At 46.5% G+C, this 25,393-nt stretch carries 23 protein-coding genes and 1 pseudogene; 12 read left to right on the forward strand and 12 right to left on the reverse strand.

Annotated features, from left to right (window positions below):
- Window positions 1-163: 163 nt before the first annotated feature.
- From ACJ8HH_RS15175 to ACJ8HH_RS15210, 8 genes are all read right to left on the reverse strand, one after another.
- Window positions 164-505 (reverse strand): type IV toxin-antitoxin system YeeU family antitoxin, encoded by a 342-nt coding sequence (locus tag ACJ8HH_RS15175; protein WP_044865631.1) that lies wholly within the window; start codon window positions 503-505, stop codon window positions 164-166.
- A gap of 10 nt (window positions 506-515) precedes the next feature.
- Entirely contained in the window at window positions 516-1,058 is a 543-nt protein-coding gene (gene radC, locus ACJ8HH_RS15180) for a RadC family protein (RefSeq protein ID WP_044865634.1), read from the reverse strand.
- Between the two features lie 12 nt (window positions 1,059-1,070).
- Window positions 1,071-1,514, reverse strand: coding sequence for an antirestriction protein (locus tag ACJ8HH_RS15185; RefSeq protein WP_044865636.1), 444 nt, complete (start codon window positions 1,512-1,514; stop codon window positions 1,071-1,073).
- 30 nt (window positions 1,515-1,544) lie between these two features.
- Window positions 1,545-2,366, reverse strand: coding sequence for a DUF932 domain-containing protein (locus ACJ8HH_RS15190; protein ID WP_044865637.1), 822 nt, complete (start codon window positions 2,364-2,366; stop codon window positions 1,545-1,547).
- A 119-nt stretch (window positions 2,367-2,485) separates the two neighbouring features.
- Complete coding sequence (locus ACJ8HH_RS15195) at window positions 2,486-2,959, reverse strand: hypothetical protein (RefSeq protein WP_060451809.1); 474 nt, start codon at window positions 2,957-2,959, stop codon at window positions 2,486-2,488.
- Window positions 2,960-3,030: 71 nt separating this feature from the next.
- Window positions 3,031-3,483, reverse strand: a complete 453-nt coding sequence (locus tag ACJ8HH_RS15200) for a hypothetical protein (RefSeq protein ID WP_077264947.1) — start codon at window positions 3,481-3,483, stop codon at window positions 3,031-3,033.
- A gap of 35 nt (window positions 3,484-3,518) precedes the next feature.
- Window positions 3,519-4,235 (reverse strand): helix-turn-helix transcriptional regulator, encoded by a 717-nt coding sequence (locus ACJ8HH_RS15205; protein ID WP_021571976.1) that lies wholly within the window; start codon window positions 4,233-4,235, stop codon window positions 3,519-3,521.
- Between the two features lie 243 nt (window positions 4,236-4,478).
- Window positions 4,479-5,354 carry a GTPase family protein gene (locus ACJ8HH_RS15210; RefSeq protein ID WP_044865641.1) on the reverse strand — a complete coding sequence of 292 codons (876 nt, stop codon included), beginning with the start codon at window positions 5,352-5,354 and terminating at the stop codon, window positions 4,479-4,481.
- Between the two features lie 246 nt (window positions 5,355-5,600).
- Between ACJ8HH_RS15210 and ACJ8HH_RS15215 the strand changes: the two genes are divergently transcribed.
- Together ACJ8HH_RS15215 and ACJ8HH_RS15220 are read left to right on the forward strand one after the other, a co-directional pair.
- Complete coding sequence (locus ACJ8HH_RS15215) at window positions 5,601-6,479, forward strand: restriction endonuclease (RefSeq protein WP_044865642.1); 879 nt, start codon at window positions 5,601-5,603, stop codon at window positions 6,477-6,479.
- A gap of 310 nt (window positions 6,480-6,789) precedes the next feature.
- Entirely contained in the window at window positions 6,790-7,122 is a 333-nt protein-coding gene (locus ACJ8HH_RS15220; protein ID WP_044865643.1) for a hypothetical protein, read from the forward strand.
- Between the two features lie 283 nt (window positions 7,123-7,405).
- On the opposite strand, the gene ACJ8HH_RS15225 is transcribed toward ACJ8HH_RS15220, so the two are convergent.
- Window positions 7,406-8,179 carry a hypothetical protein gene (locus ACJ8HH_RS15225; RefSeq protein WP_072049749.1) on the reverse strand — a complete coding sequence of 258 codons (774 nt, stop codon included), beginning with the start codon at window positions 8,177-8,179 and terminating at the stop codon, window positions 7,406-7,408.
- A gap of 597 nt (window positions 8,180-8,776) precedes the next feature.
- Between ACJ8HH_RS15225 and ACJ8HH_RS15230 the strand changes: the two genes are divergently transcribed.
- A complete protein-coding gene (locus ACJ8HH_RS15230) occupies window positions 8,777-10,003 on the forward strand; it encodes a deoxyguanosinetriphosphate triphosphohydrolase family protein (RefSeq protein ID WP_044865646.1) in 1,227 nt (408 codons plus the stop codon).
- A gap of 676 nt (window positions 10,004-10,679) precedes the next feature.
- Here ACJ8HH_RS15230 and ACJ8HH_RS15235 read toward each other — a convergent pair.
- From ACJ8HH_RS15235 to ACJ8HH_RS15245, 3 genes are all read right to left on the reverse strand, one after another.
- The gene (locus ACJ8HH_RS15235; protein WP_044865647.1) at window positions 10,680-11,273 is read right to left on the reverse strand and encodes a hypothetical protein; all 594 of its coding nucleotides are present in this window, start codon (window positions 11,271-11,273) and stop codon (window positions 10,680-10,682) included.
- Window positions 11,270-11,707, reverse strand: a complete 438-nt coding sequence (locus ACJ8HH_RS15240; RefSeq protein WP_044865648.1) for a diadenylate cyclase — start codon at window positions 11,705-11,707, stop codon at window positions 11,270-11,272. The genes ACJ8HH_RS15235 and ACJ8HH_RS15240 overlap by 4 nt, the downstream gene beginning before the upstream one ends.
- Before the next feature lie 612 nt (window positions 11,708-12,319).
- Window positions 12,320-13,117 carry a hypothetical protein gene (locus ACJ8HH_RS15245; protein WP_044865649.1) on the reverse strand — a complete coding sequence of 266 codons (798 nt, stop codon included), beginning with the start codon at window positions 13,115-13,117 and terminating at the stop codon, window positions 12,320-12,322.
- A 377-nt stretch (window positions 13,118-13,494) separates the two neighbouring features.
- On the opposite strand from ACJ8HH_RS15245, the gene ACJ8HH_RS15250 reads away from it, so the two are divergent.
- The 9 genes and pseudogenes from ACJ8HH_RS15250 to pglX all read left to right on the forward strand — a co-directional run bounded on the left by ACJ8HH_RS15250 (window position 13,495) and on the right by pglX (window position 25,234).
- On the forward strand, window positions 13,495-14,064 hold the full coding sequence (locus tag ACJ8HH_RS15250; protein WP_060451807.1) for an inovirus-type Gp2 protein: 570 nt from the start codon (window positions 13,495-13,497) through the stop codon (window positions 14,062-14,064).
- Between the two features lie 115 nt (window positions 14,065-14,179).
- On the forward strand, window positions 14,180-14,392 hold the full coding sequence (locus ACJ8HH_RS15255) for a helix-turn-helix transcriptional regulator (RefSeq protein WP_060451806.1): 213 nt from the start codon (window positions 14,180-14,182) through the stop codon (window positions 14,390-14,392).
- A gap of 102 nt (window positions 14,393-14,494) precedes the next feature.
- Complete coding sequence (locus ACJ8HH_RS15260) at window positions 14,495-15,028, forward strand: hypothetical protein (RefSeq protein ID WP_060451805.1); 534 nt, start codon at window positions 14,495-14,497, stop codon at window positions 15,026-15,028.
- A 415-nt stretch (window positions 15,029-15,443) separates the two neighbouring features.
- Complete coding sequence (locus ACJ8HH_RS15265) at window positions 15,444-15,860, forward strand: zinc-ribbon domain-containing protein (protein WP_230298445.1); 417 nt, start codon at window positions 15,444-15,446, stop codon at window positions 15,858-15,860.
- 170 nt (window positions 15,861-16,030) lie between these two features.
- Window positions 16,031-16,249: pseudogene (locus ACJ8HH_RS15270) on the forward strand (IS3 family transposase); the annotation flags it as partial.
- Window positions 16,250-16,642: 393 nt separating this feature from the next.
- Complete coding sequence (gene brxA / locus ACJ8HH_RS15275) at window positions 16,643-17,245, forward strand: BREX-1 system protein BrxA (protein ID WP_109220890.1); 603 nt, start codon at window positions 16,643-16,645, stop codon at window positions 17,243-17,245.
- Window positions 17,242-17,844 carry a BREX-1 system protein BrxB gene (brxB, locus tag ACJ8HH_RS15280; RefSeq protein WP_044865654.1) on the forward strand — a complete coding sequence of 201 codons (603 nt, stop codon included), beginning with the start codon at window positions 17,242-17,244 and terminating at the stop codon, window positions 17,842-17,844. The genes brxA and brxB overlap by 4 nt, the downstream gene beginning before the upstream one ends.
- Window positions 17,845-17,855: 11 nt before the next feature.
- A complete protein-coding gene (brxC, locus tag ACJ8HH_RS15285) occupies window positions 17,856-21,497 on the forward strand; it encodes a BREX system P-loop protein BrxC (protein WP_044865655.1) in 3,642 nt (1,213 codons plus the stop codon).
- Between the two features lie 44 nt (window positions 21,498-21,541).
- On the forward strand, window positions 21,542-25,234 hold the full coding sequence (gene pglX, locus ACJ8HH_RS15290) for a BREX-1 system adenine-specific DNA-methyltransferase PglX (RefSeq protein ID WP_060451804.1): 3,693 nt from the start codon (window positions 21,542-21,544) through the stop codon (window positions 25,232-25,234).
- Window positions 25,235-25,393 lie beyond the last annotated feature (159 nt).

Raw genomic sequence — 25,393 nt, forward strand, 5'->3', positions numbered from 1 at the left:
GCAGCAGCCCTGCCGAGCTTAGATTTCAATCAACTCAGGGATCTCTAACGAACCATTGACTTCAATGCCAAGATATTGAACCTTACTTTCCAGTTTCTTATTAGCTAGGAGCCCTCCAGGATTATTCCGGGTAGAGTTTTCATATTTGCTCTTGTAGAGTTAGTTAACGTTGTGCAGGATAAATGACGATATAGACGTAACCGTGTGAACCAAGTGTATCGGCTTCGCAGGTGAAACCGTTGTGGTACAGGGTGACGCAGTGGGCATAGCGAGGATTCATTTCACCAGTGGTCAACATCGATTCCATCTGGCTGATAAAACGTGGGAATACTTCATCCAACTTCAAAGATTCTGCGTTACTGAATTCACCGGTAATGCTGACCCGGTCAGCCAGATAGTGCAGTCGGTTTCCCTCCTGTACCAGACGAGCGCCAAAGCAAGGCGTTACATTACGATTCAGTCCCCACTGGAGAAATGTATCGTTCTCTGAGTCAGTAGATTTCATTGAAGTACCCTCATATCCAGCCTCGCTCTGCAAACGACACAATGCCATCTGATCCGATAACCAGATGGTCGAGCGTGTTCACATCAACCAGTGCCAGCGCTTCTTTAAGCCTGCCCGTAATGTTGCGATCGCATTGGCTGGGCTCCGGGTCGCCGGATGGATGGTTATGCGCCAGCACCACAGCTGCCGCATTGAAGCGAAGCGCTGACTTCACTACCTCTCGAGGATGGACCTGGACATGGTTAATCGAACCGGCAAATAGCGTTTCACTCTCCAGTAAACGGTGCTGGTTATCAAGATAGAGCACCATAAACACTTCCCGCTCCTGTCCGGCCAGCTGTAGCCGAAGCCAGTCACGGGCAGCAGTACTAGAGGTAAAGGCTATTCCAGGCTGGCGCAGATATTTATCCAGCAGGTTGATGGCACGACGAATGGTGCGTTGGGCATAGGGGGTTAATCCGGAGGTCGCAGGGAGCAAATAACCATGCTGGGTCATAACCGCCAGCGGAAAGAGTTCAGGCTGAGATGACAGCGGGGATAATGCGGTATTCATGTCAGGCATTCCTCAGTCGATGAGATGCATAATGGCGCTGCACTCTGGATGGATTAGCGCGTAGTCGCGTAAGAGATAATAGTGTTCAGTCATCGCGTTACACTCGGTGCGACAGGCGTGGTGGTTGTAAGCCATCAGACAGGCGACCATCCCTGCAGCTTCACTGGTAAGCTCTGCGCCATTGCCGTTCATGCTGTTGAACAATGTCCACTTCTCATCGTGCTCTGACTCAGGAGCCATGAAAGCACCGCCGTTGCTGAGTGTCGTAAAGCGCCAGATACCACCCTGGTAATCGGCACACAGTCGATCCATCCAGGCGAAAATGCGAGGTTCAAGGGTTATCCATTGTGGGATGGAGCCAAAGTGCTGCGGCCAGAAGCCGATGCGTAACTCGTCCGGGACCACTGAGGCAGTAATTGCGGTATGCTCCGCGAACTGATTATTTTGTGTATTCATTAAACTATCTCCTTATGCCGGAACTGTTGTTTAACACCCGAAAAAATCGAGCATGTTTTCTGCCATAACCCACAGGGCGCGATTGAGCTTCACATCGCCATCAATACCGGTAACAGCACGGGTGTGGCTGCTTTTCCCCTGAGCGGTTCGCCCTGACAGACCACCTTTCATCAGGTTCTCCTGCACGCGCTGGTAAACGGTCCACAGGTCATCGCTGTAGTCCTCCCGACGACGCGGAGTCAGCAACTGCGATACAGTGACCGGCTGGTGGTCTTCACCAAAGCGATACTTCAGCGCGGCATTCGCCAGGGCGTTACGGGCTGGTTCTGGCAGTGCCAGTGACTGCATTGCATCGCGCTTCTCCTCCACCCGGTCAAACACACCGAGCACTTCGTAAGCCCCTTCAATCACCTTCTCGACGACATTGCCTTTATGCGGTACCCGCACTTCTCCGAATGACTGGCCGCAGACCAGACCGTTGGTACAGACGCCTCGAAATAGCCCCGGCAGCATCTGATAGCTTGAGGAGCCGTCATGACTGTTGAGCAAAATGATTTCCGGAACCTGATGCCCGGTCAGTTGACCGGCACGACGCAGGCGAAGCATGTGTTTGGTGTGTTCCCGCTTGCTCTGGTCGCGAACCTTTGTCTGGCAGGCAAAGAACGGCTCAAAGCCTTCACGCTGCAGGCTTTCGAGGATGGTGATGGTCGGGATGTAGGTGTACCTGTCTGAACGAGATTCATGCTTGTCACTCCCGAACACGCTGGGGACATGACTCATCAGCTCTTCGTGAGTCAGAGGCCGGTCACGGCGTATCTGGTTTATACGACCAAAGCGGCTGGCTAATCGCATAGCTAACTACTTATTTTATAACGAAATAAAAACAAAAAGGCCATGTTCTCGAAGGAACATGGCCTGTTGCTATCTGGTGTTGGTGTGTTGAGGGGTGGAGAGGTCTAAAATGTAAGTAACTAATCGCTGTAGTGTGTGGTCCGGCACTCACTGAGGTCAGACAGCTCTTTTTGCGTATTCTTCAGACCCGGACTGAAAGTGCCTACTTTTTTATCGCTGACATAAACATCGAAATTTGCTGCCTGCCCCAGTGCGTCAATAAATGACACCCAGGCATTGTCACCGTTTCGCCAGCCGAGGAATGACGGTAACGGATACTGACTGTTATCCATGACGACCGTTATTTCCGTCCCGTCGTCATGAGAACTTACTGATGTTCCATCAGGCAGGGTGAGATGAACACCGTGTTGCAGAATATTCTGCGCATCCGGATTGCCAGTACAGTTCAGATTAAACACCACCTTATCCGGGCTGGTAATGATATATTCGGTCACGCCCATCCCAAAACCACTCGACCACATATTGGGAATAGCATGTGCTGTTGATGCAGAAGCCAGTATAGCTGCTGTAAATATTACGTAAGGCAATCGCATAATGTTGTCCTCAAATCATGTAATAAAGCTTTTGTTGTTCAAAACAATAAAGTAAGGAATAAACAGTTGGATTATTTTATTTGTTTGTAGCGAAACGCTTCTTTCCCAGCATAAATCCCAACGAGATCGTCATAACGAGGGTCCTTTTTATTCGGGCGGAACGTCACTTTCATATCCGGACTGCACATATCCTTCATGGTAAGATTGAATTCTTTACCTGGCGTAATGGTATACCCTGTTGCTACATCGTCTTTACTGGGAGTGATCCACCCCCAAAGGCCCCCCGGACAATCTCTGGAAGGTTTCGAGCGAACAACAATAAACCATCCCATTGAATCCACTTCCGTCGCTGTACACAGTTTTCTGACCTGGCGGTGGGCATCACACCAGAATATATTCCCACTCTTATTATTCACTGCTGCAGGCAGGAATCCGCTATAAGGACGTGCTGCGTGAGCATTACCTGCGATAAGTAAGGGGAACAATATGACTGGCAGTAAAGACAACAATTTCAATTCTTTCATTAGATTAACCTTACATTTAATTATGGAGACCATCTCTAATCAGTTTGTCCGGATTGCCCCCGACTTTCTGAGGGAGAAAATGAATTCAGCGACTGCTGAATAAAACGGAAATGAGGTAAGGCAGAGATAAAATGCTTATCCTCCGACAGCTGATGGAGAAGCTCACTGCGAATAAATGTTTCCCGGGATGGCCTTACCAGATGAATCTCATCCAGCCGGAAGACACGTAATTGCCTGTTATGTTCAGCGACCAGATACCAGTAACCGTCCAGAGCGATTAGCCGGTAAGGTGCAACGGCCTCATGACGCTCTCCTTCAGTCAGAATGGTGATGCGCTGACATCCCGAAATAGCTCTGACCAGCCTGTAGAAGGAGAGCTTTCCTGCCGGGGGATGAGGTCTGTCCTGATGCCATACCAGACAGGGTCGATCATCACAGTCCAGCAGGCTGCTGACCAGTCGCCGGTCAAAGCCCGGGAAAACCCCGGCCAGCCCCGTGCGGTGAGCAAAGGTCAGAATATCTATTTCCTGCCGCGTACTGTGAATATCCGAGCGCAGACTGCACTGCCCCTGGTAATAATCCAGGTCGAGATACATCAGACGTTCCCGAAAGTCACGACGTAACGTGCGCTCTGACACCCCGAATTCAGTTGCCAGTTTGCGAATAAACAGAGTTTCACCGGACACCAGGCGGCTGATAATCAACGACAACCTGACGGCAAGCCGGTCATGTCGCCGCTCCTGAAGCGTCATGAAAGATTTCTCCTGAGAAGTTAACTCTCTGAATTAATGCTGATTACTTTAAAGGAAGGGATGGACAGGGTATGGACAACATCGGAACTATTTTTTATGAGCAGCACGGGCTTGTGGGCGCTCGTCTGACAGATAATGATGCTTCGCCTGATTTAATTGATGATAAAACGCAATGGAAAGGACATGTCCACAATCAACAAATCATTAACAACCAGTTCATCATTCGCAGAGAAAATTGCGATATCAGAAGAATATCCAGTCCCAGACGGCCCTTGCGACCGACACCATCGCATCACGCACGGTATGAATCACCGTTTTCAGTGGTGCTGGCAGGAACGACGATGACTCAGCCGTATCGAAAACCCGGCCCACAGCGTCACCGAAACTGTCACGAGCCTGCGACTTTACCGGCTCTGTGCAGAGTCTCCCTTGCAGTTGTGTCACCACCGGGCTGGTGGCGCGGTCAGGCAGACAGCGCATCATGGCTGCCACCATCTCCTCAATGCCCCATCCAGTGCTGGCGGACACCACACATACCGGATGATGCGGTTTAAACATCGCCATAATCGCAGCCTGCTTTGCTTTAAGATTTCCCTGTTGGTGCGGTGAAGGTTTGCTGGTGAGGGTATCCCATTCATGACAGGGTTCGATTTTGTCGGCCTGGTTAATCACAAACAGTACCTTTTGCCTGTAAGGTTGCATCACGTCGTGCCAGAACTGCTCGTCCACGGTCAGTGCCCGATCATCGGCCTTAATGACCCACAACACCAGGTCCAGCTCCGGCAGGATTCGACGGTACAGGGCACGGTATTCTTGATCCCGCCGCCCGTTTTCACCAACCCCCGGTAAATCGACAATCACCAGACTGTGACGACCGCTGCGCAACCGGAAGCGCAGTACGTCGCGAGTACAGGCGTTCACATCACTCACCGGGGACACCTCACCCCGGAAAAGTTCGTTGCAAAGAGAGGATTTACCTGTACCACTTTTGCCCATGATGCCAATCACCGGCTCGTAATGGGTCAGGTTCTGGATACGTTCAAGAATAAGCTGGCGAAGTGTGCACGGAAGCGACGCAAGAGGTTGTTCAAAGGCCTGAAGGCCGTCAGGTTTATTCATACAGTAGTCTCAGCGTGAAGAATTAAAAACCCCGCGTTCCAGTCAGGAAGGCGGGGATTCACTGAGATAATATCTGTCTGAAATTATTTGGAATTTTGATTAACACGTAAAGGACTTTGTTAGGTCTAGGGCTGAACGAAGTCCGCACAGTGCCAAAAGCGGAACACACTAATGCGGGTGTACAGATGCTGACTCATTTCCTCCTCCACTTTCATCCCGTTATACTGTGAAAAAAAGGAGGTAGGCGTGAAACTGAAAATGCAAGATTTGAGGCTGTTTAATCTCGTGTTTGAGAGCGATCCTGGCTGGATACTGGATTTCTCTAACCGCACCTTGTCTGCTTTTTTTGATGAAGAACTGAACATTGATATTGATGATGAACGTTATCAGGAAGAGGGGACGTCAAAAGCCAAACGAGTTAGATGCTTGCTGAAACAGGCTGATCGTGAGACCGCTCTGCGGGTTCTTGGCGCTCTCTGGCAGTATAAAACTGAATCCATGCCTGAACAGGCTGAACAAAGCCGAAATGACTATCTTGTACTTATTTCCCGCTTAGAAAACGCTGACACCGATGAAGCCAAAGGCGTAAAGCCTGTCCAGGCATGGCATGGTGTTGACTGGCCTTTACTTATCGCTGAAATGAACGAGATGAAATCTCTGCCGCCACATCCACGTGGTTTTCGGTTTGAAGCTTGGCTTGCTGAACTGTTCAGTATCTTTAAGCTTGCTCCCCGTTCGTCTTTCCGAAATACAGGCGAACAGATTGACGGAAGTTTCCGACTGAATGATGAGTTTTACCTGATGGAGGCAAAGTGGCATCAGAAAAGAACGTCGGCTGCCGATCTCCATGTATTTGAAGGAAAGCTCACTACCAAGGCAACCTGGACACGCGGCGTTTTTATCAGTTGGATGGGGTTTACGCCTGAAGGTCTGACGGCTTTTGGTAAAGGGAAGCGGGTTATCTGTGTCAGTGGTTATGATCTTTACCACTCACTGAGTCATGGGATCCCTTTGCCCGACCTTCTGGACGCTAAAACCCGGCACGCCGCTGAAACGGGAGAGCCCTATGCTGAGTTCGACCGACTATATGCACTCAAGAACAAACAGTTCGGCACGCTGAAATAACGGGTTGGGAAGCTGTGACCTGCTCCCCGTTGTTTCACACAGAATGCTGTTAGTAATGTCCGCATATCACTGTGAGTTCAACGGACCTTCAGCTCAGTTACCTAGTCAGCTTCGTGCCAGAAGCTGACATAGCTGACATAGCTGACATAGCTGACATAGCTGACATCATAATGAACTAATCAACGAGGTGCTGGCCCTCTCTTTGCCGATGGTACAAAATGTGAAAGAGTTAATTCTGATTCCGGAAGTTTTTCACTGTAAAATTAGCTCGTTCTTATGACGTTGAGACGTAAAATATATGGAAATCATTATGGCATTTATACGTAATCCGCAAACAATTATTTCAGTGAAAAATATTGAATCAGTAAATGAAAAGGAGTTTAATGAGCTGGTGACAGAATTATCAGTGCAGGGATTTACACATAGCTCGGAGGTTTCTGAATATATTGTCAAAAATAACCTTGGTGCTAAATATAAAAATATATCTGGTGTTCTTCAGATGAAGAAACGTGGTGATGAATGGTCATTTGAGGGAGGTTTTCCTCCTGATATTTATGCTCGGTTATGTCAAAAACTAAAGCTTAAAAATAAAGGATCACAAGCTCGCCCGGGAGAATTTACTCCCTATAAAAACGTCAAGTAGTCTGTTATGGATGATGCATTGATGAGTAAGTCACAACTGAGAAGTATTTGCCGTCAGCACTGACGGCCTTTCCGGCAGTAGTCGGAGGGGACTGAACGCCCTCTGAGTGCTAGGAGCGGACATACCGAGCGACAGAATGAATCAATTAATAGGATTCAGGTTACAGTAAGGAATACATCGAACATTAATACCATTAAGTTTCTTCTTAGTGATTTTGTTCCACTGTATAATTTAGCCTGATCCCTATTAATTGTTTTTGAGAGTATCAACTGGAAAGCTTGTTCTACTTTATTTTACGCCACATCATTTCTGTTAAGTGAGGATGCAAATATGTTGTTTTATCTTTTGTGATCTTTATTGATGTATTGCCTTTTTTTAATAAAACTCCATGCAGATGGGTTTTACTTTTAAATTCATCCCAGAATTCTTTTTTCATTTTGGATGTAACTGACCTCTTCGGAATTAACAGAAAGAACCAAAAACTATTGAATGCAACCATCCTAACAATATAATTATTAGGGTTAAGGTTTAAACCACCAATTGATGTGCTTCTTAATAGATATGGTTCTAAAGGCTCTTCAGGTTTACCAGTTTCCACATCAATCCTGTTTGCAGAAGTTACTATTAGAAGAGAAAGGATTACACCATCTACTTTTTTATTACCAGTAATTATGAATGGTATGTGTTTTTCTAAAGTGGTTCTGGCATCATAACCGCCATTTGATGCTCTTGCTGAATTATATGATATCTTTAGAAGTTCACGTAATAATAAATCATAATCATATTCAAATGTTATTTCATCTCCTGGTTTTAAAGGCGTGAGCATCTGGTTTTTAAAACAAGTTACGAAATATGCATCTAGTTGAGACAGTATTCCATTATTACACTCGGCACATACATCCCCAATAACTGGATCGCCTTTAAAATGGTAGTCACTTTTATCAGTCATCGCTAAAAGTTCAATATCAAAACTTTTAATTATCGCTGAAGGGAATATATGTTCTTTAGTTAAGTTTGTTGTGCTTTTACAATAAGCACAATTTTTTTTGGTTTCCAAATTCACCACCCAATGAATATTTATTCTTATCAATTTTCGAATCGTAATAAAAACATTTAGTTTAGTCAATATCTATTTATTGGTACTGAAGCCTTAGATGTTATTTGATAGCGATAAAAAACTGCTTGAAAAGTTACGTGCAGATGATAACCAGTAGGTAAGGCCTCAACATCAACCTTAAGGTACACAAGAAGTTCACCAAAAGAATGGGGCGTAAATCCGGGCGATCTCAGTACGCCGTTTCCGCTCTTCGCTCTTCGCTCTTCGCTCTTAACAGACCGACGGCTCCGTGACAGGAGCGGAAATCGTTAATTCAACGTAAATTCATTATTGAGGAAGGTCACCAGAACATTAGGAAGTTTCTCAAGTCCAGTTCTAAACCGAAGTGTCAGGCAATCATATACACAAAACATGGCGATAAAAAACTTATCCTCAGGGCTAAATGCTGGTTTTTTTGTGGGCTGTATCCAAAAGAGTACAAAACAACTTGAAAAAATTATAAAGTATTATGTAATAACATTCATTATGCTTCCCCCCTTTTCAAATAGAAAGGGAAAGTTTTCTGTTAAGATTTATCAAACACAGCAAGGATGTAATATGTACAATGAAGAAACAAAAGATTTTGCGAAGAAGCAAGAGCAAAAACTGATTGAGGCGCTGGGACACAGCCGTGAGCATACTGATGCCAGCACTGAAGTCCGAAGCAGAGATGATTACCAGAGAGACTATGCACGAATTCTTTACTCATCCTCATTCCGACGGCTTCAGGGGAAAATGCAACTTTTTGAAGTTGATCCTGAAAAATTTAACCGAAACCGCTTAACCCACAGCCTTGAGGTCGCTCAGATAGCACGCAGTATTGCATCGGATCTTGAACTGCAATATCCCGTGGTTGTTGAGCTGGCAGCCCTAGCCCATGATATTGGGAACCCCCCATTCGGGCACTCAGGCGAAAAAATGCTTAACAGTTTATCCGCTAAAATCGGCGGATATGAAGGAAACGCCCAGGCGCTTCGTATCTTGAGAAAACTCGAGAAAAAATATGCCGGCTGTGCAGGCTTAGATCTCACCTACCGCAGCTTACTGTCTGTCATCAAATATCCAAATACGAAATCCACTTCAAATAAATTCATTTATGATGATGACTATACCTTCTATCAGCGGTTGCTGGAAGATAAGCAACTAGATATGAAGGCAGGTGAAAAAACCATTGATGCGCAGATCATGGATCTGGCCGATGAAATTGCATATGCAGCGCATGACCTGGAAGATGCATTGAGCAGAAACATGGTGACTATCGAAGATATTGAATATGAATTTCTTAAGTCACCAGACTACAACGTTGCTTTAGAACACTTCAGTGAGATTGTCAGCACGTCTAAGAAAACTGCATCTGAGGCAAAATTACTGAAGTCGTCAGAGGAATTTGCCATAATTTTTCGTAAAGAGCTGACGTCCAACATCGTTAACCGTCTGGTCATGGATATTGGCGTTGTTGAAAGTGACAATTGTTACGAAGAGCTGGGGTACAAAACGTTACAGAAACTTGCTGAAGGCCTTAAAAAACTGCTCTTCAAAGTCATTATGCGTAAAAGGAACATACTGACTTACGAGTTTAAAGGAAATAAGATCATCAGTGATTTATATGAGTTTTATAATGCCGGTGACAACTATAAGTTTCTGTCACCTGAGCTTAAGTCTTCGTTATCTGGTACAGATCCGTCTCAGCTCGAAACTAAAAAAGCGCGGGCTGTGGTTGATTACATTTCAGGCATGATGGACACATTCGCCATCAAGGAATGGGAAACTCATTGTAAGAAATAATACTCCACTCTATACGCGTGTAAGCCTGCCTGCATGAATCTGTTACACCTCAAATGCAGCGAACTGTCATAACTCCGTTTTAATGACCTGCTGGAACAGTAGCTTTGCTGCCTCGGCAGGCTTTTCAATACGTTTAGTAACAGCTTATGTATTAACGCACTCTGATTTTCGACTTTACAGCCTCTAAGCACGAAACCTATGCTCTTACTGTATGGCAGAGCTTAAAGAATAGTGTATTAAGTCAAAAGAGCCGGTCTGCCGGGGCAGCTTAAGAGGATCAGCAAGGATACAAGTGATGACTGCTGTGTGCCAAGAACGGACGTTGCTGGGAACTTTAACCTGTAGTCGGAAAGTGATATTAAAAAGAAAAACAGAATAGTGGTGCCGGAATCGAGAATCGAACCAAGGACACCAGTATTTTAAATATTCGTGCCAGATTAATGTTTGATATAGCTGTTACTATTTACCAGCTGAGCTGGTGTGGTCCCGGCCAGAGCAAATCAATTCGCATTTTCTGCTCTTGTACATTTACCTTTCTTAAAGCCTGTAAGTAAAGGATTTCGATGACTAGTCAATCAGTTTATATAAATACTGTGTTTAGGTTTTGGGCATTATCTACGATAAGTTTCTAAGAATATTGGCCCCCACTAAGGGGCCATCAACCGCTGGCTAGCGATTAGTCAATGCGTGTCAGCTCGTAATGACCTACTGTTTTACGGCTTGTGAAGTAGTTCCCATTTAGCACTTCTTTACCATTAAGGTTTAGCTTGAGAATAGCTGTGCCTCTGTAAGAATCTTGTGCAACAAAACCTGCCTTATGCTTGGGGGTTGTTAAAAAAACGTAGTAGAGTGCTGGTCGCCCCGTTTCGGTATCCTTTTTAGGCTTAGCCACTAACGTCTGAGAATCGGAGTCTTCAGCTTCGACATCCATTCCAATTCTAAGAAAATCCTGCCTTATAGTTGCTTGTGCGTGGGATGTACCTTTTTTATCTTCCCATTCCCAATGAATAACCATATCCCAGGTTCCGTTCAAATCAGGGAAGAGTAGATCATTTAGCTTAGGGAACCATTGCCATAACTTTCGCCATCCAAAGAAAAAAATTGATATCAAAATAGTGTTAAGAAGAAACGAACCTCCAGATGCAACAGATAGAGCTGTCACGAAAGTTGTGTTTTCATCATATACGCCCCATAAAATCAGACAGCAGGCAGTCGCATAGATAACGGCGATTATTGAGATTATTTTCCCTATTGGGAGAAGGTTTATCATTGCAACTCCTCATAATAAACTTCCTTACCAGCCTCAAATATAGAAAGACGATCCCCTTCGCTTACAATCCCTGTAAGTTTAATCTCGTCAATGCAAGAGCCATAAAGGGCAGCAACAAAACGTCCACCAACGAGTCTTGACCTGTCAAAACTGATGTTCTCTATGATTGGTGGTGAGAAATATTGTGCGGTATAAGTAACACTTCCTGTTTCATCTAAGATGTGAAAGCCATCGTGGTATTCGCTATTTTTATTGGAAATTTTTGATAATAACTCCAATGTGGAATCATTCTGTATGGGCTCTATATTACGAAGACTTGTGATGGGAAGACTATCAGGGTTATTACATATAATAACCCCTATACCAGAAAAATAAACACGATTGGATTTATTCCAAATATCATATAGTAATTTATATAAGTTCTCTTTTGTCATCGCTCATTTCTTTCTGTTTTTAGCTATTAGCTACCAAAAATCAAACAGTAATATCAATAAAGACGATTATCCAATAATTTTCTTGGCAATGGAAGATTTGATGAACAAGGACAAAGATTTGTAGCAACAATGGTATGAGGTTTGACATCATGCCTCAGAGTTCGATGCAGTTTTAGCTGACCACAACAAAGGAAAATGTTCGCTTTTCGCTCAAGGCTGCCCGTCTACTATGTGCTGTAAGCAGACATCTTTGAAATCTGCACTCCATTAATACACATCCTCATTTATGCGCTGCCCCCTTCAGCTCGCACCATTCCATTACTAATGGTGAGCAATTCACGACCTTCCGGGTCACGATGGTGAGTACAACGAAAACCTATCTTTTTACGCCACATCTAGATCGCACCAACTGCCTTTATGCGCTGGTGCGTATCAGATATCAAGACTTATGCCCTAGAACCCCGGTTCATGTCAGACAGAGCGTCGACAGTGCCGCATAATATATTCTTTGTGACTTTGCTGACTTTCATCCGCACTTGGTAAATAACCCAAAATGAGGATAAGGTTGCCACGGGATAAAAACGCGTGGCATGGCAGGAACAAGAATCAACGTTACTTTTTGCCCTGGTAGACCACTGTGATGTTGTCTGGTTTTCTTAACGTCGGTGCCGTAGCTGGGTCAATCAGATACACAGGCACTATCACGGCATTTTTCCCACTAACCAGGATTGGCACCCAGCAGTGAACACGTGGGTCTCTTGTCGTCTCCGGAATACCACTTGTACCGTATGACATAAGATCAACCACATTGATAAAAAGCGCCTTACCTATATCAAAGAAAAACTCGTTAAAAACCACATCTTTTGTCAGCAAAATTACAGCGTCACCTGCCGCCAGTTTTATTGGGGATGAAGAGTGTCCAGAGGTTTCAACATCAGCAAAAATAATCCTTTCGGTATAGATAAAACAGGCATAGCGGGCATCCTGTTCTGACCTATCCAGGATAAACTGACAGAGCTCTTTGATATGTCGATTTTCGACCCTGCCAACTGCATTATCCCGACGGTAGTGTCGTTTATGTTCGCGAACATGCACCTTGCCATTGACGCTGTCAAAGTCATACCCTTTTCCAACCTGGAGCTTACTTTCCCAGATCTCCATGCAGTACTTTTCAGCAGTCACAACATTTCTTCGGCGAGGCAAATCCTGCTGGTAGACACCAGACAGTAGCCGGGCCTTAAGTTCGTCCGCAAGCTGATAATAACGATTAATATCTTTCAGTACCGGAACGGTAGCATCCAGCAATGTGGAAATAACCTGCGACCGTGAGATCTTCTGTTTTTTGCTGTATTCATCAACAACACGCAGAGTCTCAGAATTGGTTACATTGAAAGTGATTCGTTCTGACATGCCAATCACCTATTAAGCATTTTTTGGAAAGTGCATAACAATTAACCTTAAACACCTTCATTATCAACAAGTTTATTTTTTGATCTTTCTCTTTCGTTATCAATTCATAGCAATATGCTCTCACGTAAAAATACTGAATATGATGCTGTCAGGACAGCCTTGATACCAGGAACGAACATTTGGGTTTTTAGTATAATTAAGGTCTTCATGTTTTAAGAACTTCCTCTTCATACCCCATCTCGCAGTGATCCGCTTAATCCGTCTGTATATCTCCTGTCCCCACAGTACTGCTCAGTAAAAAGAAATACTGTGACTTTCCTGCATAAAAATTACATATCACCACCTTCCTTTGTACACACACTGCAGAGGATTAAATCATGGACTTTCCCTGGCCCTGGAACCGCAAATACACGATGAACTGGTTCCTGCTGTCGTTACTGAACCACCATCTTGATCAGCTACTGGAACGTTACTCCCGCCTTCAGCCCCTCAGACTCGATGTGTTCTATCAGAATGACACATGGCGTTATAACCATCACGGATGGTACGAGACAGAAAGGGAGGTACGCCAGTTAACAGAACATCTGATGTTAGAGAGCAACATCGTAGGTCACTTCTGGGTGCTGGAGTGTACTTCCCGACACAAATGCCATGCCCATATCGTGATGTATCTTGATGGTCACCATAACCAGGCCACCTTTCCGGTGGCTGAACAGGCAGGGGCTGTCTGGCAGAAGATTACACAGGGTGAGGGTTACCACAATCGCTGTGATCCCAAGAAATGCTACGAAGCCGATATCACCCGCCCCGTCAATTACGATGATGCAGCAGCCATCGACAACCTGCGCTACATCATCAGCTATCTCGCCAAGGAGAAATCAAAACACGGGCAGACTTACTACGGGGCCAGCGAGGTACCACCCGCGAGTGGACTGGGCAGACCGTGAGGGCTTCGATAAAACGACGCACTTTTTTACGTCAGTTCCGGTTGTTATGCCGGAGAAGGGTACAGTGATTCATCACCCGACTCCGGTACTTATTTAGCTACCGGAGAATCTCGTCATGACCATTAAACCCTCCCTGCATGAAGACCAGTTCGTCAATATGGCTTTCATTACCCATCTCACCGGATTAACCGATAAATGGTTCTACAAGCTCATCAAAGACGGTGAGTTTCCGGCACCCATCAAGTTTGGTCGTAGTTCCCGCTGGCGACAGAGTGAAGTAGAAGCCTGGCTGCAGGCCCGTATCGATGCATCACGCTCACAGCGCTAAGTCCTTCTCCCGTCGTAAACACAATTCATAACCGTCATACCTAATCCGTTCCTAACGGAGGCTTACGGCTGCACTCCATTCACTTATCAAGGAATATCAGAAATGATCCATTCAATTTTACTCAACCATTATCAGACCTGGCTGGATGATTTTACCCACATCAGTCTGTCCCACGGTTTATGCCAGCAGCACATAACGCAATGGCACCGACTGGCGATAACCACCAGCCCAACATTGGACGGAAGCGTAATAGAAATTGTCATTCCACAGCGCCTGCTACCGATCACCCGTACCGTTCGACTGGAATCCTGTACTGTCGACCCCGGCCTAACTAAAAACACAGACTATACCCTTCTACCCGGCGTGCTGCTCAGCGAGTGTTACCGGCTGGGGAAGAGCCGGTTGGCAGATCAGTTACAAATGTTACTCCGGCTTCATGTACAGCCCGGTATGCGACAGACGCTGACCCTACTGTGCTGGTGTGAGCTTGCAACAGGAAAGGATATGAGGGAATGGTATGCGCTGCATCTGCAGCTACCTGAAATGCTGAGGCAATGGCTTACGATAAAACAACGGGCATACCGGGGTCTGAAGACGCTGACAGAGGATTACATTCGCGCCACCCGGCCACTATAAGACTCGGATACCTGTCCGTAACAGCGATCCGGTATCGACCAGCATGCGCGATGTTCTTGAGCATACGACCAGGATTGAGCAGAAAAATACGCTCTTACTCTATGGGTGTAACAAAGTACCTGATCGTCAATTCACCGGGCCACAGCGAGAAATCGATTTCTGAGTCTGACAGTTTTATTACGTCAGCATTCCGTAGTGTGATAACCACATCGCGATCCCCTTTTAACCCCTTTTAATCCATCCAACCGCAAGGCGCAGGCTTCCCCTTTTCGGGACGACTTATGCCTGCCCTAAGGAGTCTTAAGATGTTTGCCAAACTCTTCCTCGCACACAACGGTAAACGGTACTGTCTGGCCTGCCATACCGGTAAATGCAGTACAAGACATAACATCCCAGTGGAGGTAGCAGCATGCGCATGCTGAAATGTTACCTTGGCAATAATCGTGACGGGCACGTTGTCACTGCTAAAGACGCTATGCTGTCACCAGGTAGGATATGGACCTGCACTTCCTGCGGCTGTCAGTTGATACTTCATGCGGGTTCATCTGGTGAGGCCCCCTGGTTTGAACATGACCAGCGAACAGTGACATCGAACGTTCTGATGCAATGTACCCATCTCGACCCTGAAGTGAAAGCCGAAGCCCGATGCCAAAAACTACGCAGTTTCATCGGCAATCTGGAAGCACCTGTAACGGTGCCATCCTGGTACTGCGTATGGTGTGGCAGCCATTATCAGGGGCGGAAGCACTGCGGCCGATGCCACTCGGGGATTTACAGTATTGAAGAGACCAGCTGGCAGAGAAATTACTGCTGTAACACACTCCCCGGATAAGCTCTGTGAGTAGACGGACAGACTAACGAGGCAGGTATCGGACTGACCACTGGATGCGAGGGGTAATGAGATGTGTATGGTGTTGTGGGGACATTGTAAGCAACAACAGTGCGCGTTCACGTTACCTGCACTGGCTAAAGGCGACACGGCTTCGCAATGGCACACGCGGATATCCGACTGAGGTACGCCTTTCTCCGTGACAACATCTGTTGCTGGCCTGTTAAGCTGCACTGCCGGCTGCAGGATGTCCATCTGAGTGGCTTCAGCAGCCGCATTCCCCACAGTATCAGGCAGATCTGAGGCTAACAGGACAAATTAAACAGTTCTGGCTGATGTCCGGTTGCGCTTTTGGCTATCGCAATATCCATCTCGACCTGCGAGATATTGGGTAACAGTGCGGGATTAATCGGGTCTGTCGGCTGATGAATCGTGCTGGGATAAAGAAAACGCTCTACCGAACGTGGAAGGAGGCCCACAGCAATATTTTTGATTATATCGAAATGTTTTATAACCGTTAGCGCCGACATTGTTCGAGTGATCAGCTGCCACCAGCTGAATATAAAAAACTATATTATCAACGTCTCAGAAATGTCTAAATTAGACGTGCCGATTCAGAGCCTATTGACAAGAGCAACTATGATATTGAGATATAAGTCCTCTTCTTTCGAACCTTACCCTCTCACAAATTGCCTTTTCTCATGGCATCCGGCCCCTTCCCCCATTACAATCATCATTTGTTTTTTTGCGAGCTGCATAGCAGTCTTCAGAGGGTAGATATGACGATGAAAAACGACAAGGCATGGATTGGAGACCTGCTAGGCGGGCCGCTGATGAGCAGGGAAAGTCGAATCATCGCTGAGCTCATGCTTACCGCTCCCGATGAACAGACCTGGCAAGAGCAGATCGTGGGTCATAACATTCTCCAAGCTTCCTCTGCCAATACTGCAAAGCGCTATGCCACAACGATAAAACTACGCCTGAATACGCTTGATAAAGCCGCGTGGTCACTTATTGCGGAAGGGAGCGAGCGCGAGCGTCAGCAATTGCTATTTGTCGCTCTGGTACTCCATTCACCGGTTGTTAAAGACTTCCTGGCTGAAGTGGTAAACGATCTGCGTCGACAATTTAAAGAAAAGCTCCCTATGGATAGCTGGGATGAGTTCGTGACCAGCCATCTTCGTCAGCAGCCCGTACTCACCAGTTACTCAGATTCATCCATAAAAAAAATGGGTAACAACCTGGTCAAAGCGCTGGCTGAAGCGGGTTATCTGGATACGCCGCGCCGACGCAATCTCCAGTCAGTCTTTCTTTTACCAGAAACCCAGGCAACCTTGCAGCGCCTCGGGCAACAAGAATTGGTTTCTATTCTGGAGGGGCAACGGTGATCGATCCCGTGCTTGAATACCGCCTGTCACAGGTTCAGAGCCGCATTAGCGAAGAGCGCTTTCTCAAAAACAACGGCTCAGGTAATGAGATTGGGTTCTGGATTTTTGATTATCCTGCTCAGAATGAGCTACAGGTACGTGAACACCTGAAGTATCTTTTCCGTAATCTGGAAAAGGACCACAAGTTCACGCACCTCAACATCTTTCAGATCATTATCGACATGCTCACTGAACGTGGGCTATTTGAGCGCGTCTGTCAGCAGGAAGTGAAAGTCGGTACCGAAGCGCTGAAAAAACAACTCGTTGGCTTATTGAATCAGAAAAAGATCGCGGATTACATAGCAAAAAAAGTCGATCTTCAGAATCAAGAATTTGTCATCCTGACAGGCATGGGTAATGCCTGGCCGCTGGTTCGTGGCCATGAGCTGATGAGCGCCTTGCAGGACGTGATGGGTTTTACCCCTCTGTTGATGTTTTATCCAGGAACCTATAGCGGACACGATCTCTCCCCATTGGCGGGCATTGACTCCCGAAATTATTATCGCGCCTTCAGGCTGGTACCCGAAAGCGGGCCTGCGGCGACATTGAATCCTCGTTAAAGAGCACAGCAATGAATATTGAACAGATCTTTGAGAAACGTCTGGACCGAAATATTAATGGCGTTGTGAAAGCCGAACAGACGGACGATGCCAGTGCCTGGATTGAGCTTGATGAATACGTCATCACCCGGGAACTGGAAGGACATCTTCGCCATTTCTTCGAATCTTATGTTCCGGCAACCGGTCCGGAGCGCATACGCATGGAAAACAAAATTGGCGTATGGGTTTCAGGGTTCTTTGGCTCAGGTAAATCACACTTTATCAAGATCCTGTCGTATCTATTGTCTAACCGCAAAGTCAGCCATAACGGTACAGAACGTAATGCATACTCCTTCTTTGAAGACAAAATCAAAGATGCTCTGTTCCTCGCTGATATCAACAAAGCGGTCCATCATCCGACGGAAGTGATTCTGTTCAATATTGATTCTCGTGCTAACGTCGATGACAAAGAAGACGCCATCCTTAAAGTCTTCCTAAAGGTGTTTAACGAACGGGTTGGCTACTGCGCTGATTTTCCGCACATCGCTCATCTGGAGCGTGAGCTGGCTAAACGCGGACAATACGACGCGTTTAAAACTGCCTTCTCCACTATCACTGGCTCAAGCTGGGAAAAAGAGCGCGATTCCTACTATTTCATCAGCGATGAAATGGCAGAAGCCCTAAGCCAGGCCACCGGCCAAAGCATTGACGCCTCGCGTCAGTGGGTAGAACAGCTGGATAAAAACTTCCCATTAGATATCAATAATTTTTGCCAATGGGTCAAAGAATGGCTTGATGAGAACGGCAAAAATATCCTCTTTATGGTGGATGAAGTCGGTCAGTTTATTGGTAAAGATGGCAAAATGATGCTTAAGCTGCAGACGATTACCGAGAATCTTGGTGTCGTCTGCGGTGGACGCGCGTGGGTAATTGTAACCTCGCAAGCCGATATTGATGCCGCCATTGGCGGAATGAGCAGCCGTGACGGACAAGATTTCTCTAAAATCCAGGGCCGCTTCTCTACCCGCCTGCAGCTTTCAAGCTCCAATACATCCGAAGTTATCCAAAAACGTTTGCTGGTTAAAACCGATGCAGCAAAACCGGCACTGGCTAAAGTCTGGCAGGAAAAAGGCGACATTCTGCGCAACCAGCTTGCCTTTGAGCCTACAACCACCGCTTCTTTGCGCCCCTACACCAGCGAAGAAGAATTTATTGATAACTACCCCTTTGTCCCGTGGCACTACCAAATTCTGCAGAAGGTTTTTGAGTCTATTCGGACCAAAGGTGCCGCCGGTAAACAGTTAGCCATGGGTGAACGTTCACAGTTAGAAGCATTCCAGACAGCGGCGCAGCAAATCGCTCCACAAGGACTGGATTCTCTTGTTCCCTTCTGGCGTTTTTATGCCGCAATTGAGAGCTTCCTGGAACCCGCTGTCAGTCGCACCATCACTCAGGCCTGCCAGAATGGCATCCTTGATGAATTCGATGGCAACTTACTGAAAACGCTATTCTTGATCCGCTATGTCGATGTTCTGAAAAGTACACTCGATAATCTGGTCACCCTTTCGATAGATAAAATCGATACCGATAAAGTCGAGCTTCGCCGCCGCGTTGAAAAAAGCCTGAACAAACTGGAACGGGAAATGCTGATAGCACGTGTTGAAGACAAATACGTGTTCCTGACCAACGAAGAAAAAGAGATCGAGAACGAGATCCGCAACGTCGAAATCGATTTCTCAGCGATCAATAAAAAACTGGCGTCGATCATCTTTGATGACATTCTGAAAAACAGAAAATATCGATATCCGGCGAATAAGCAGGACTTTGATATCAGCCGCTTCCTGAACGGACACCCGTTAGACGGCGCAATGCTTAACGATCTGGTGGTAAAAATTCTTACCCCCAAAGATCCGACCTATACGTTCTATAACAGCGATGCCGCCTGCCGTCCTTATACTTCGGAAGGTGATGGCTGTGTTTTGATTCGCCTGCCTGATGAAGGGCGCACCTGGACTGATATTGATTTAGTTGTCCAGACCGAAAAATTCCTCAGAGACAACGCCGGACAACGCCCGGAACAGGCCAGCCTGCTTTCAGAAAAAGCCCGCGAAAACAGCGTTCGCGAAAAAATGCTGCGCGTCCAGCTAGAGTCGCTTATTGCTGAAGCAGACGTCTGGGCGATTGGCGAGCGTTTACCGAAGAAATCTTCGACGCCGTCCAGCATCGTGGATGAAGCCTGCCGCTATGTGATTGAAAACACGTTTGCCAAGCTAAAAATGCTGAAGCCGTTCAACGGCGATATCGCACGTGAAATCCATGCTCTGCTTACGGTAGAGAATGATACAGAGCTGGATCTAGGCGAGCTGGAGGAATCTAATCCCGAGGCGATGCGGGAAGTGGAAACCTGGGTCAGTATGAACATCGAGTACAATAAACCGGTCTATTTACGCGATGTCCTGAACCACTTTGCTCGTCGACCTTATGGATGGCCGGAAGAAGAAGTGAAGCTACTGGTTGCCCGTCTGGCGCGCAAAGGCAAATTCAGCTTCAGCCAGCAGAATAACAATATAGAGCGTAAGCAGGTATGGGAGCTTTTCAATAACAGTCGCCGCCACAGCGAGATGCGCCTGCACAAAATACGTCGTCACGACGAATCGCAAATTCGCAAAGCCGCGCAAACCATGGCCGAGATTGCCCAGCAGCCGTTTAGCGAACGTGAAGAACCCGCACTGGTCGAACATATCCGTCAGGTCTTCGACGACTGGAAGCAAGAGCTGAATGTCTTCAGAGCAAAAGCGGAAGGTGGAAACAATCCAGGGAAAAATGAGATTGAAACAGGCCTGCGCCTGCTGAATTCCATTCTCAGTGAAAAAGAAGAGTTTGCACTGATTGAGAAGGTCACCAGCCTGGCAAATGAGCTGCTGGATTTCAGTGAAGATCGCGAAGATTTGGTCGATTTCTACCGCAAGCAATTCACCACCTGGCAAAAGCTGGGGGCTGCGCTGAACGGAAGCTTTAAATCCAACCGCAGCGCACTGGAAAAAGACGCCGTGGCGGTAAAAGCGTTAGGTGAGCTGGAAATCATCTGGCAGATGCCGGAGCCTTACAAGCATCTCAATCGTATCACGCCGCTGATTGAACAGGTTCAGAACGTTAACCATCAGTTAGTTGAACAGAACCGCCAGCACGCCCTGGAACGTATTGACGCCCGCATCGAAGAGAGTCGTCAACGCTTGCAGGAAGCGCATGCCACATCGGAGCTGCAAAACAGCGTTCTGCTGCCGATGCAAATAGCCAGAAAGCGCGCTGAGGTCAGCCATTCGATTCCGGAAATTCTGGCGGAACAGCAAGAGACGAAAGCGCTGCAAACGGATGCTGAGAAGAAGATTAACCAGTGGATCGACGAGCTGCGTAAAAAGCAGGAAGCCCAGCTACGAGCAGCGAATGAAGCTACACGCGCTGCAGAATCACAGCAGACCTATGTTGTGGTAGAAAAACCCGTTATCCAGCCGGTACCGAAAAAAACACATCTGGTCAATGTCGCCAGCGAGATGCGCAAAGCCACCGGTGGTGAAGTGCTGGAAACCGCCGAGCAGGTTGAAAAAGCTCTTGATACGCTTCGTGCTGCCCTGCTGGCAGCCATTGAGGCAGGTGACCGGATTCGTCTTCAGTAACCCCATTTCAGGGCAGCGCTCTGCTGCCCTTTGCAGGATTTTCTATGAATACCAATAACATCAAAAAATACGCTCCACAGGCCCGTAACCAGTTTCGCGATGCAGTGATCCAGAAGCTAACCACGCTGGGGATTTCCGCCGATAAAAAAGGCAATCTGCAGATTGCGGATGCCGAAGTCATCGGTGAGACCGTGCGCTATGGCCAATTCGACTACCCGAAATCCACCCTCACCCGCCGCGATCGTCTGGTAAAACGCGCCCGCGAGCAGGGCTTTGACGTACTGGTTGAGCACTGTGCCTACACCTGGTTCAACCGCCTGTGCGCCATTCGTTATATGGAAATCCACGGTTATCTTGACCACGGTTTCCGCATGCTCTCGCATCCGGATAACCCAATCGGCTTTGAAGTGCTGGACCATGTGCCGGAAGTGGCAGAAGCGCTGCTGCCGGAGAAAAAAGGGCTGCTGGTCGAGATGAAGCTTTCCGGCAACCAGGACGAAGCCATCTACCGTGAACTGCTGCTGGCCCAGTGCCACGCCCTGCACCGTGCGATGCCGTTCCTGTTTGAAGCAGTCGATGATGAAGCTGAACTTCTGCTGCCGGATAACCTGACCCGCACCGACTCCATTCTGCGCGGTCTGGTGGACGGTATTCCACCTGAAGACTGGGATGACGTTGAGGTTATCGGCTGGCTGTATCAGTTTTATATCTCCGAGAAAAAAGAGGCCGTTATTGGCAAGGTGGTAAAGAGCGAAGATATTCCTGCCGCCACCCAGCTGTTTACCCCAAACTGGATTGTGCAGTACCTGGTGCAGAACTCCGTCGGTCGCCAGTGGTTGCAGACCTACCCGGACTCGCCGCTGAAAGGCAAAATGGACTACTACATTGAGCCAGCCGAACAGACTCCAGAAGTGCAGGCACAGCTGGCAGCCATTACGCCTGCCAGCATTGAACCAGAAAGCATCAAGGTGCTCGACCCAGCCTGCGGCTCAGGGCATATTCTGATTGAAGCCTATAACGTGCTGAAAAATATCTACGAAGAGCGCGGCTATCGCGCCCGCGATATTCCACAGCTGATTCTGGAAAATAATATTTTTGGTCTCGACATTGACGACCGCGCGGCCCAGCTTTCCAGTTTTGCATTATTAATGATGGCACGTCAGGATGACCGCCGGATATTTACCCGCGACGTGCGCCTGAATATTGTCTCCCTGCAGGGGAGCCTGCATCTGGATATTGCTAAGCTGTGGCAGCAGCTGAACTTCCACCAGCAGAACCAGACCGGCAGCATGGGGGATATGTTTGCCGAAAATACCGTATTGCTCCATACCGACAGCGCCGAATATCAGCTGCTGATGCGCACGTTGAAACGCTTTGTGAACGCCAAAACGCTGGGCTCGTTGATTCAGGTGCCGCAGGAAGAGGAAGCGGAACTGAAGGCATTTCTCGATGCGCTGTATCGCCTGGAACAGGAAGGAGATTTCCAGCAGAAGGCTGCGGCGAAAGCGTTTATTCCGTATATTCAGCAGGCATGGATCCTGGCGCAACGGTATGATGCGGTGGTGGCAAATCCGCCGTATATGGGTAGTAACTGGATGAACGAAATGCTCAAAGTTTATGCCAAACGTTACTTCCCTAATAGTAAATCTGACTTATTTAGTATGTTTATAGAACAGTCTTTTTTTATGGTTAAAAAAGGAGGAAACGCAGGTCTTATAGTCATGGAAGCATGGATGTTTCTTGCTTCATATGAGAAATTGAGGATTGACATCATTAATAATATAAATATCCATGATTTAATCCACATGCCATATGAAGGAAAAGGAAAAACACCACTCGGTATCAACTTTGGTACATCTGCAGTTATTTTTGAAAACTCATATATTAAACATAAAAAAACTCATTTTTCTTGCATCAGATATTATGAAATCGATGAGTCGGGAATTCCACATAATTTCCCCACCATGAATTTAAAAAATAAAGTAGTTAGTCTAGCCTCGTTTAATGAATTACCTAATAAAACTTTTGCATATTGGACAAGCGATGATTTAATTAATGTTTTCATAAAAAATAGAAGAACTGTTGGTGATATAGCAAACCCAAACCAAGCATTAGTTACAGGCAACACTGAAGAATATATTAGAAAATGGTATGAGGTTTCAATAAACAAGATTGGTTTCAATTGTCAATCACGTATTGAGGCTAAAAATACTTTACGTAAGTGGTTCCCATATAATAAAGGAGGTGACTTCAGAAACTGGTATGGTAACTTTGAACACGTTGTTAATTGGGAAAATGACGGTTTTGAATTACAAAATACCCTTCACCCCTCAGGAAATAGAATCTGGGCACATAACTTTGTGCTGGATAGCATATTTAAAGAATCGATTGTATGGAGTAAAATCACTTCAGGAAAACCATGTTTCCGTTATTCTCCCAAAGGATTTCTTTTTGATGATGCCTCAGGTGTTTGTACATTTAATGAAGGTACAAAAGAATTTTTAATTGGATTACTCTGCAGCAACATAAATACATCATTACAAGAGATGATCAATCCAACATTGAATATCCAACCTGCTAACATTAGAGACATTCCCATCCCAAAAGATATTTCTTCATTTCCTAAAAATACTGTAACTAAACTTTTAGAGATTCATAAACAGGATTGGGATTCATATGAAACGTCTTGGGACATGAAGAAAGTTCATATTTTTTCTATTTTATCGGACAACAATCTACTTAGCGATATCTACTGTAATCTTTTAAATGAATGGGAGGAGTTATATAAAACAACTCTTGAACTAGAATTAGATAATAACAAAAATATATTAAATTGTTATAACATTACCAATGAAAGTGACAATGATAATATCATCACATCATATATTTCTTTAACATGCAATCCAAATTATAGATATCGAAATGAGCAAGCGCAGAACCGAAAAGGTCGCCTTCAATCTGATACCCTCTCTGAACTTATAAGTTACTCCATCGGCTGCCAAATGGGCCGTTACTCTCTCGATCGCGAAGGCCTGGTCTACGCCCACGAAGGCAATAAAGGATTTGCCGAACTGGTCGCCGAAGGCGCATACAAAACCTTTCCGGCCGATAAAGACGGCATCCTGCCTCTGATGGATGACGAGTGGTTTGACGACGACGTCACCTCTCGCGTCAAAGAGTTTGTCCGCACCGTCTGGGGCGAAGAACATTTGCAGGAAAACCTCGATTTTATTGCTGAAAGCCTCTGTTTATACGCGATAAAACCAAAAAAAGGCGAATCTGCGCTGGATACCATCCGTCGCTATCTTTCCACCCAGTTCTGGAAAGATCATATGAAGATGTATAAAAAGCGCCCGATCTACTGGCTGTTTAGCTCCGGTAAAGAGAAAGCGTTTGAGTGCCTGGTTTATCTGCATCGCTACAACGACGCGACGCTGGCGAGAATGCGTACCGAATATGTGGTGCCGCTGCTGGCACGCTATCAGGCCAATATCGATCGCCTGAACGAACTGGTCGATGGTGCCTCCGGCGGCGAAGCGACGCGTCTGAAGCGCGATCGCGACAATCTGAGCAAAAAATTCAACGAACTGCGCAGCTTCGACGATCGCCTTCGCCACTATGCTGATATGAGAATCAGTATTGATCTCGACGACGGCGTTAAGGTTAACTACGGTAAATTTGGCGATCTGCTGGCGGATGTGAAAGCCATTACCGGCAATGCGCCTGAGGTGATTTAATCAAATAACTTACCTTCCCACACCACCAGGCTTTAGCCTGGTGGTGATCTCGATACGGGAAACCGGCCTTATTCAGGCATCCGTCACCTCCAGTTCATGATAAAATGCGGCTTTCTGTCAGGACGCGGGACACGATTTCCTAGCGTTCAGACATCTTCG

This window comes from Serratia sp. CY32780 (genome assembly GCF_052169135.1).
Taxonomy (GTDB): domain Bacteria; phylum Pseudomonadota; class Gammaproteobacteria; order Enterobacterales; family Enterobacteriaceae; genus Serratia; species Serratia sarumanii.

Coding starts and splice junctions, on each gene's coding strand:
- ACJ8HH_RS15175 (WP_044865631.1), bottom strand. CDS start 505: ATGAAATCTACTGACTCAGAGAACGATACATTTCTCCAGTGGGGACTG.
- radC (WP_044865634.1), bottom strand. CDS start 1,058: ATGAATACCGCATTATCCCCGCTGTCATCTCAGCCTGAACTCTTTCCG.
- ACJ8HH_RS15185 (WP_044865636.1), bottom strand. CDS start 1,514: ATGAATACACAAAATAATCAGTTCGCGGAGCATACCGCAATTACTGCC.
- ACJ8HH_RS15190 (WP_044865637.1), bottom strand. CDS start 2,366: ATGCGATTAGCCAGCCGCTTTGGTCGTATAAACCAGATACGCCGTGAC.
- ACJ8HH_RS15195 (WP_060451809.1), bottom strand. CDS start 2,959: ATGCGATTGCCTTACGTAATATTTACAGCAGCTATACTGGCTTCTGCA.
- ACJ8HH_RS15200 (WP_077264947.1), bottom strand. CDS start 3,483: ATGAAAGAATTGAAATTGTTGTCTTTACTGCCAGTCATATTGTTCCCC.
- ACJ8HH_RS15205 (WP_021571976.1), bottom strand. CDS start 4,235: ATGACGCTTCAGGAGCGGCGACATGACCGGCTTGCCGTCAGGTTGTCG.
- ACJ8HH_RS15210 (WP_044865641.1), bottom strand. CDS start 5,354: ATGAATAAACCTGACGGCCTTCAGGCCTTTGAACAACCTCTTGCGTCG.
- ACJ8HH_RS15220 (WP_044865643.1), top strand. CDS start 6,790: ATGGCATTTATACGTAATCCGCAAACAATTATTTCAGTGAAAAATATT.
- ACJ8HH_RS15230 (WP_044865646.1), top strand. CDS start 8,777: ATGTACAATGAAGAAACAAAAGATTTTGCGAAGAAGCAAGAGCAAAAA.
- ACJ8HH_RS15235 (WP_044865647.1), bottom strand. CDS start 11,273: ATGATAAACCTTCTCCCAATAGGGAAAATAATCTCAATAATCGCCGTT.
- ACJ8HH_RS15240 (WP_044865648.1), bottom strand. CDS start 11,707: ATGACAAAAGAGAACTTATATAAATTACTATATGATATTTGGAATAAA.
- ACJ8HH_RS15245 (WP_044865649.1), bottom strand. CDS start 13,117: ATGTCAGAACGAATCACTTTCAATGTAACCAATTCTGAGACTCTGCGT.
- ACJ8HH_RS15250 (WP_060451807.1), top strand. CDS start 13,495: ATGGACTTTCCCTGGCCCTGGAACCGCAAATACACGATGAACTGGTTC.
- ACJ8HH_RS15255 (WP_060451806.1), top strand. CDS start 14,180: ATGACCATTAAACCCTCCCTGCATGAAGACCAGTTCGTCAATATGGCT.
- ACJ8HH_RS15260 (WP_060451805.1), top strand. CDS start 14,495: ATGATCCATTCAATTTTACTCAACCATTATCAGACCTGGCTGGATGAT.
- ACJ8HH_RS15265 (WP_230298445.1), top strand. CDS start 15,444: ATGCTGAAATGTTACCTTGGCAATAATCGTGACGGGCACGTTGTCACT.
- brxA (WP_109220890.1), top strand. CDS start 16,643: ATGAAAAACGACAAGGCATGGATTGGAGACCTGCTAGGCGGGCCGCTG.
- brxC (WP_044865655.1), top strand. CDS start 17,856: ATGAATATTGAACAGATCTTTGAGAAACGTCTGGACCGAAATATTAAT.
- pglX (WP_060451804.1), top strand. CDS start 21,542: ATGAATACCAATAACATCAAAAAATACGCTCCACAGGCCCGTAACCAG.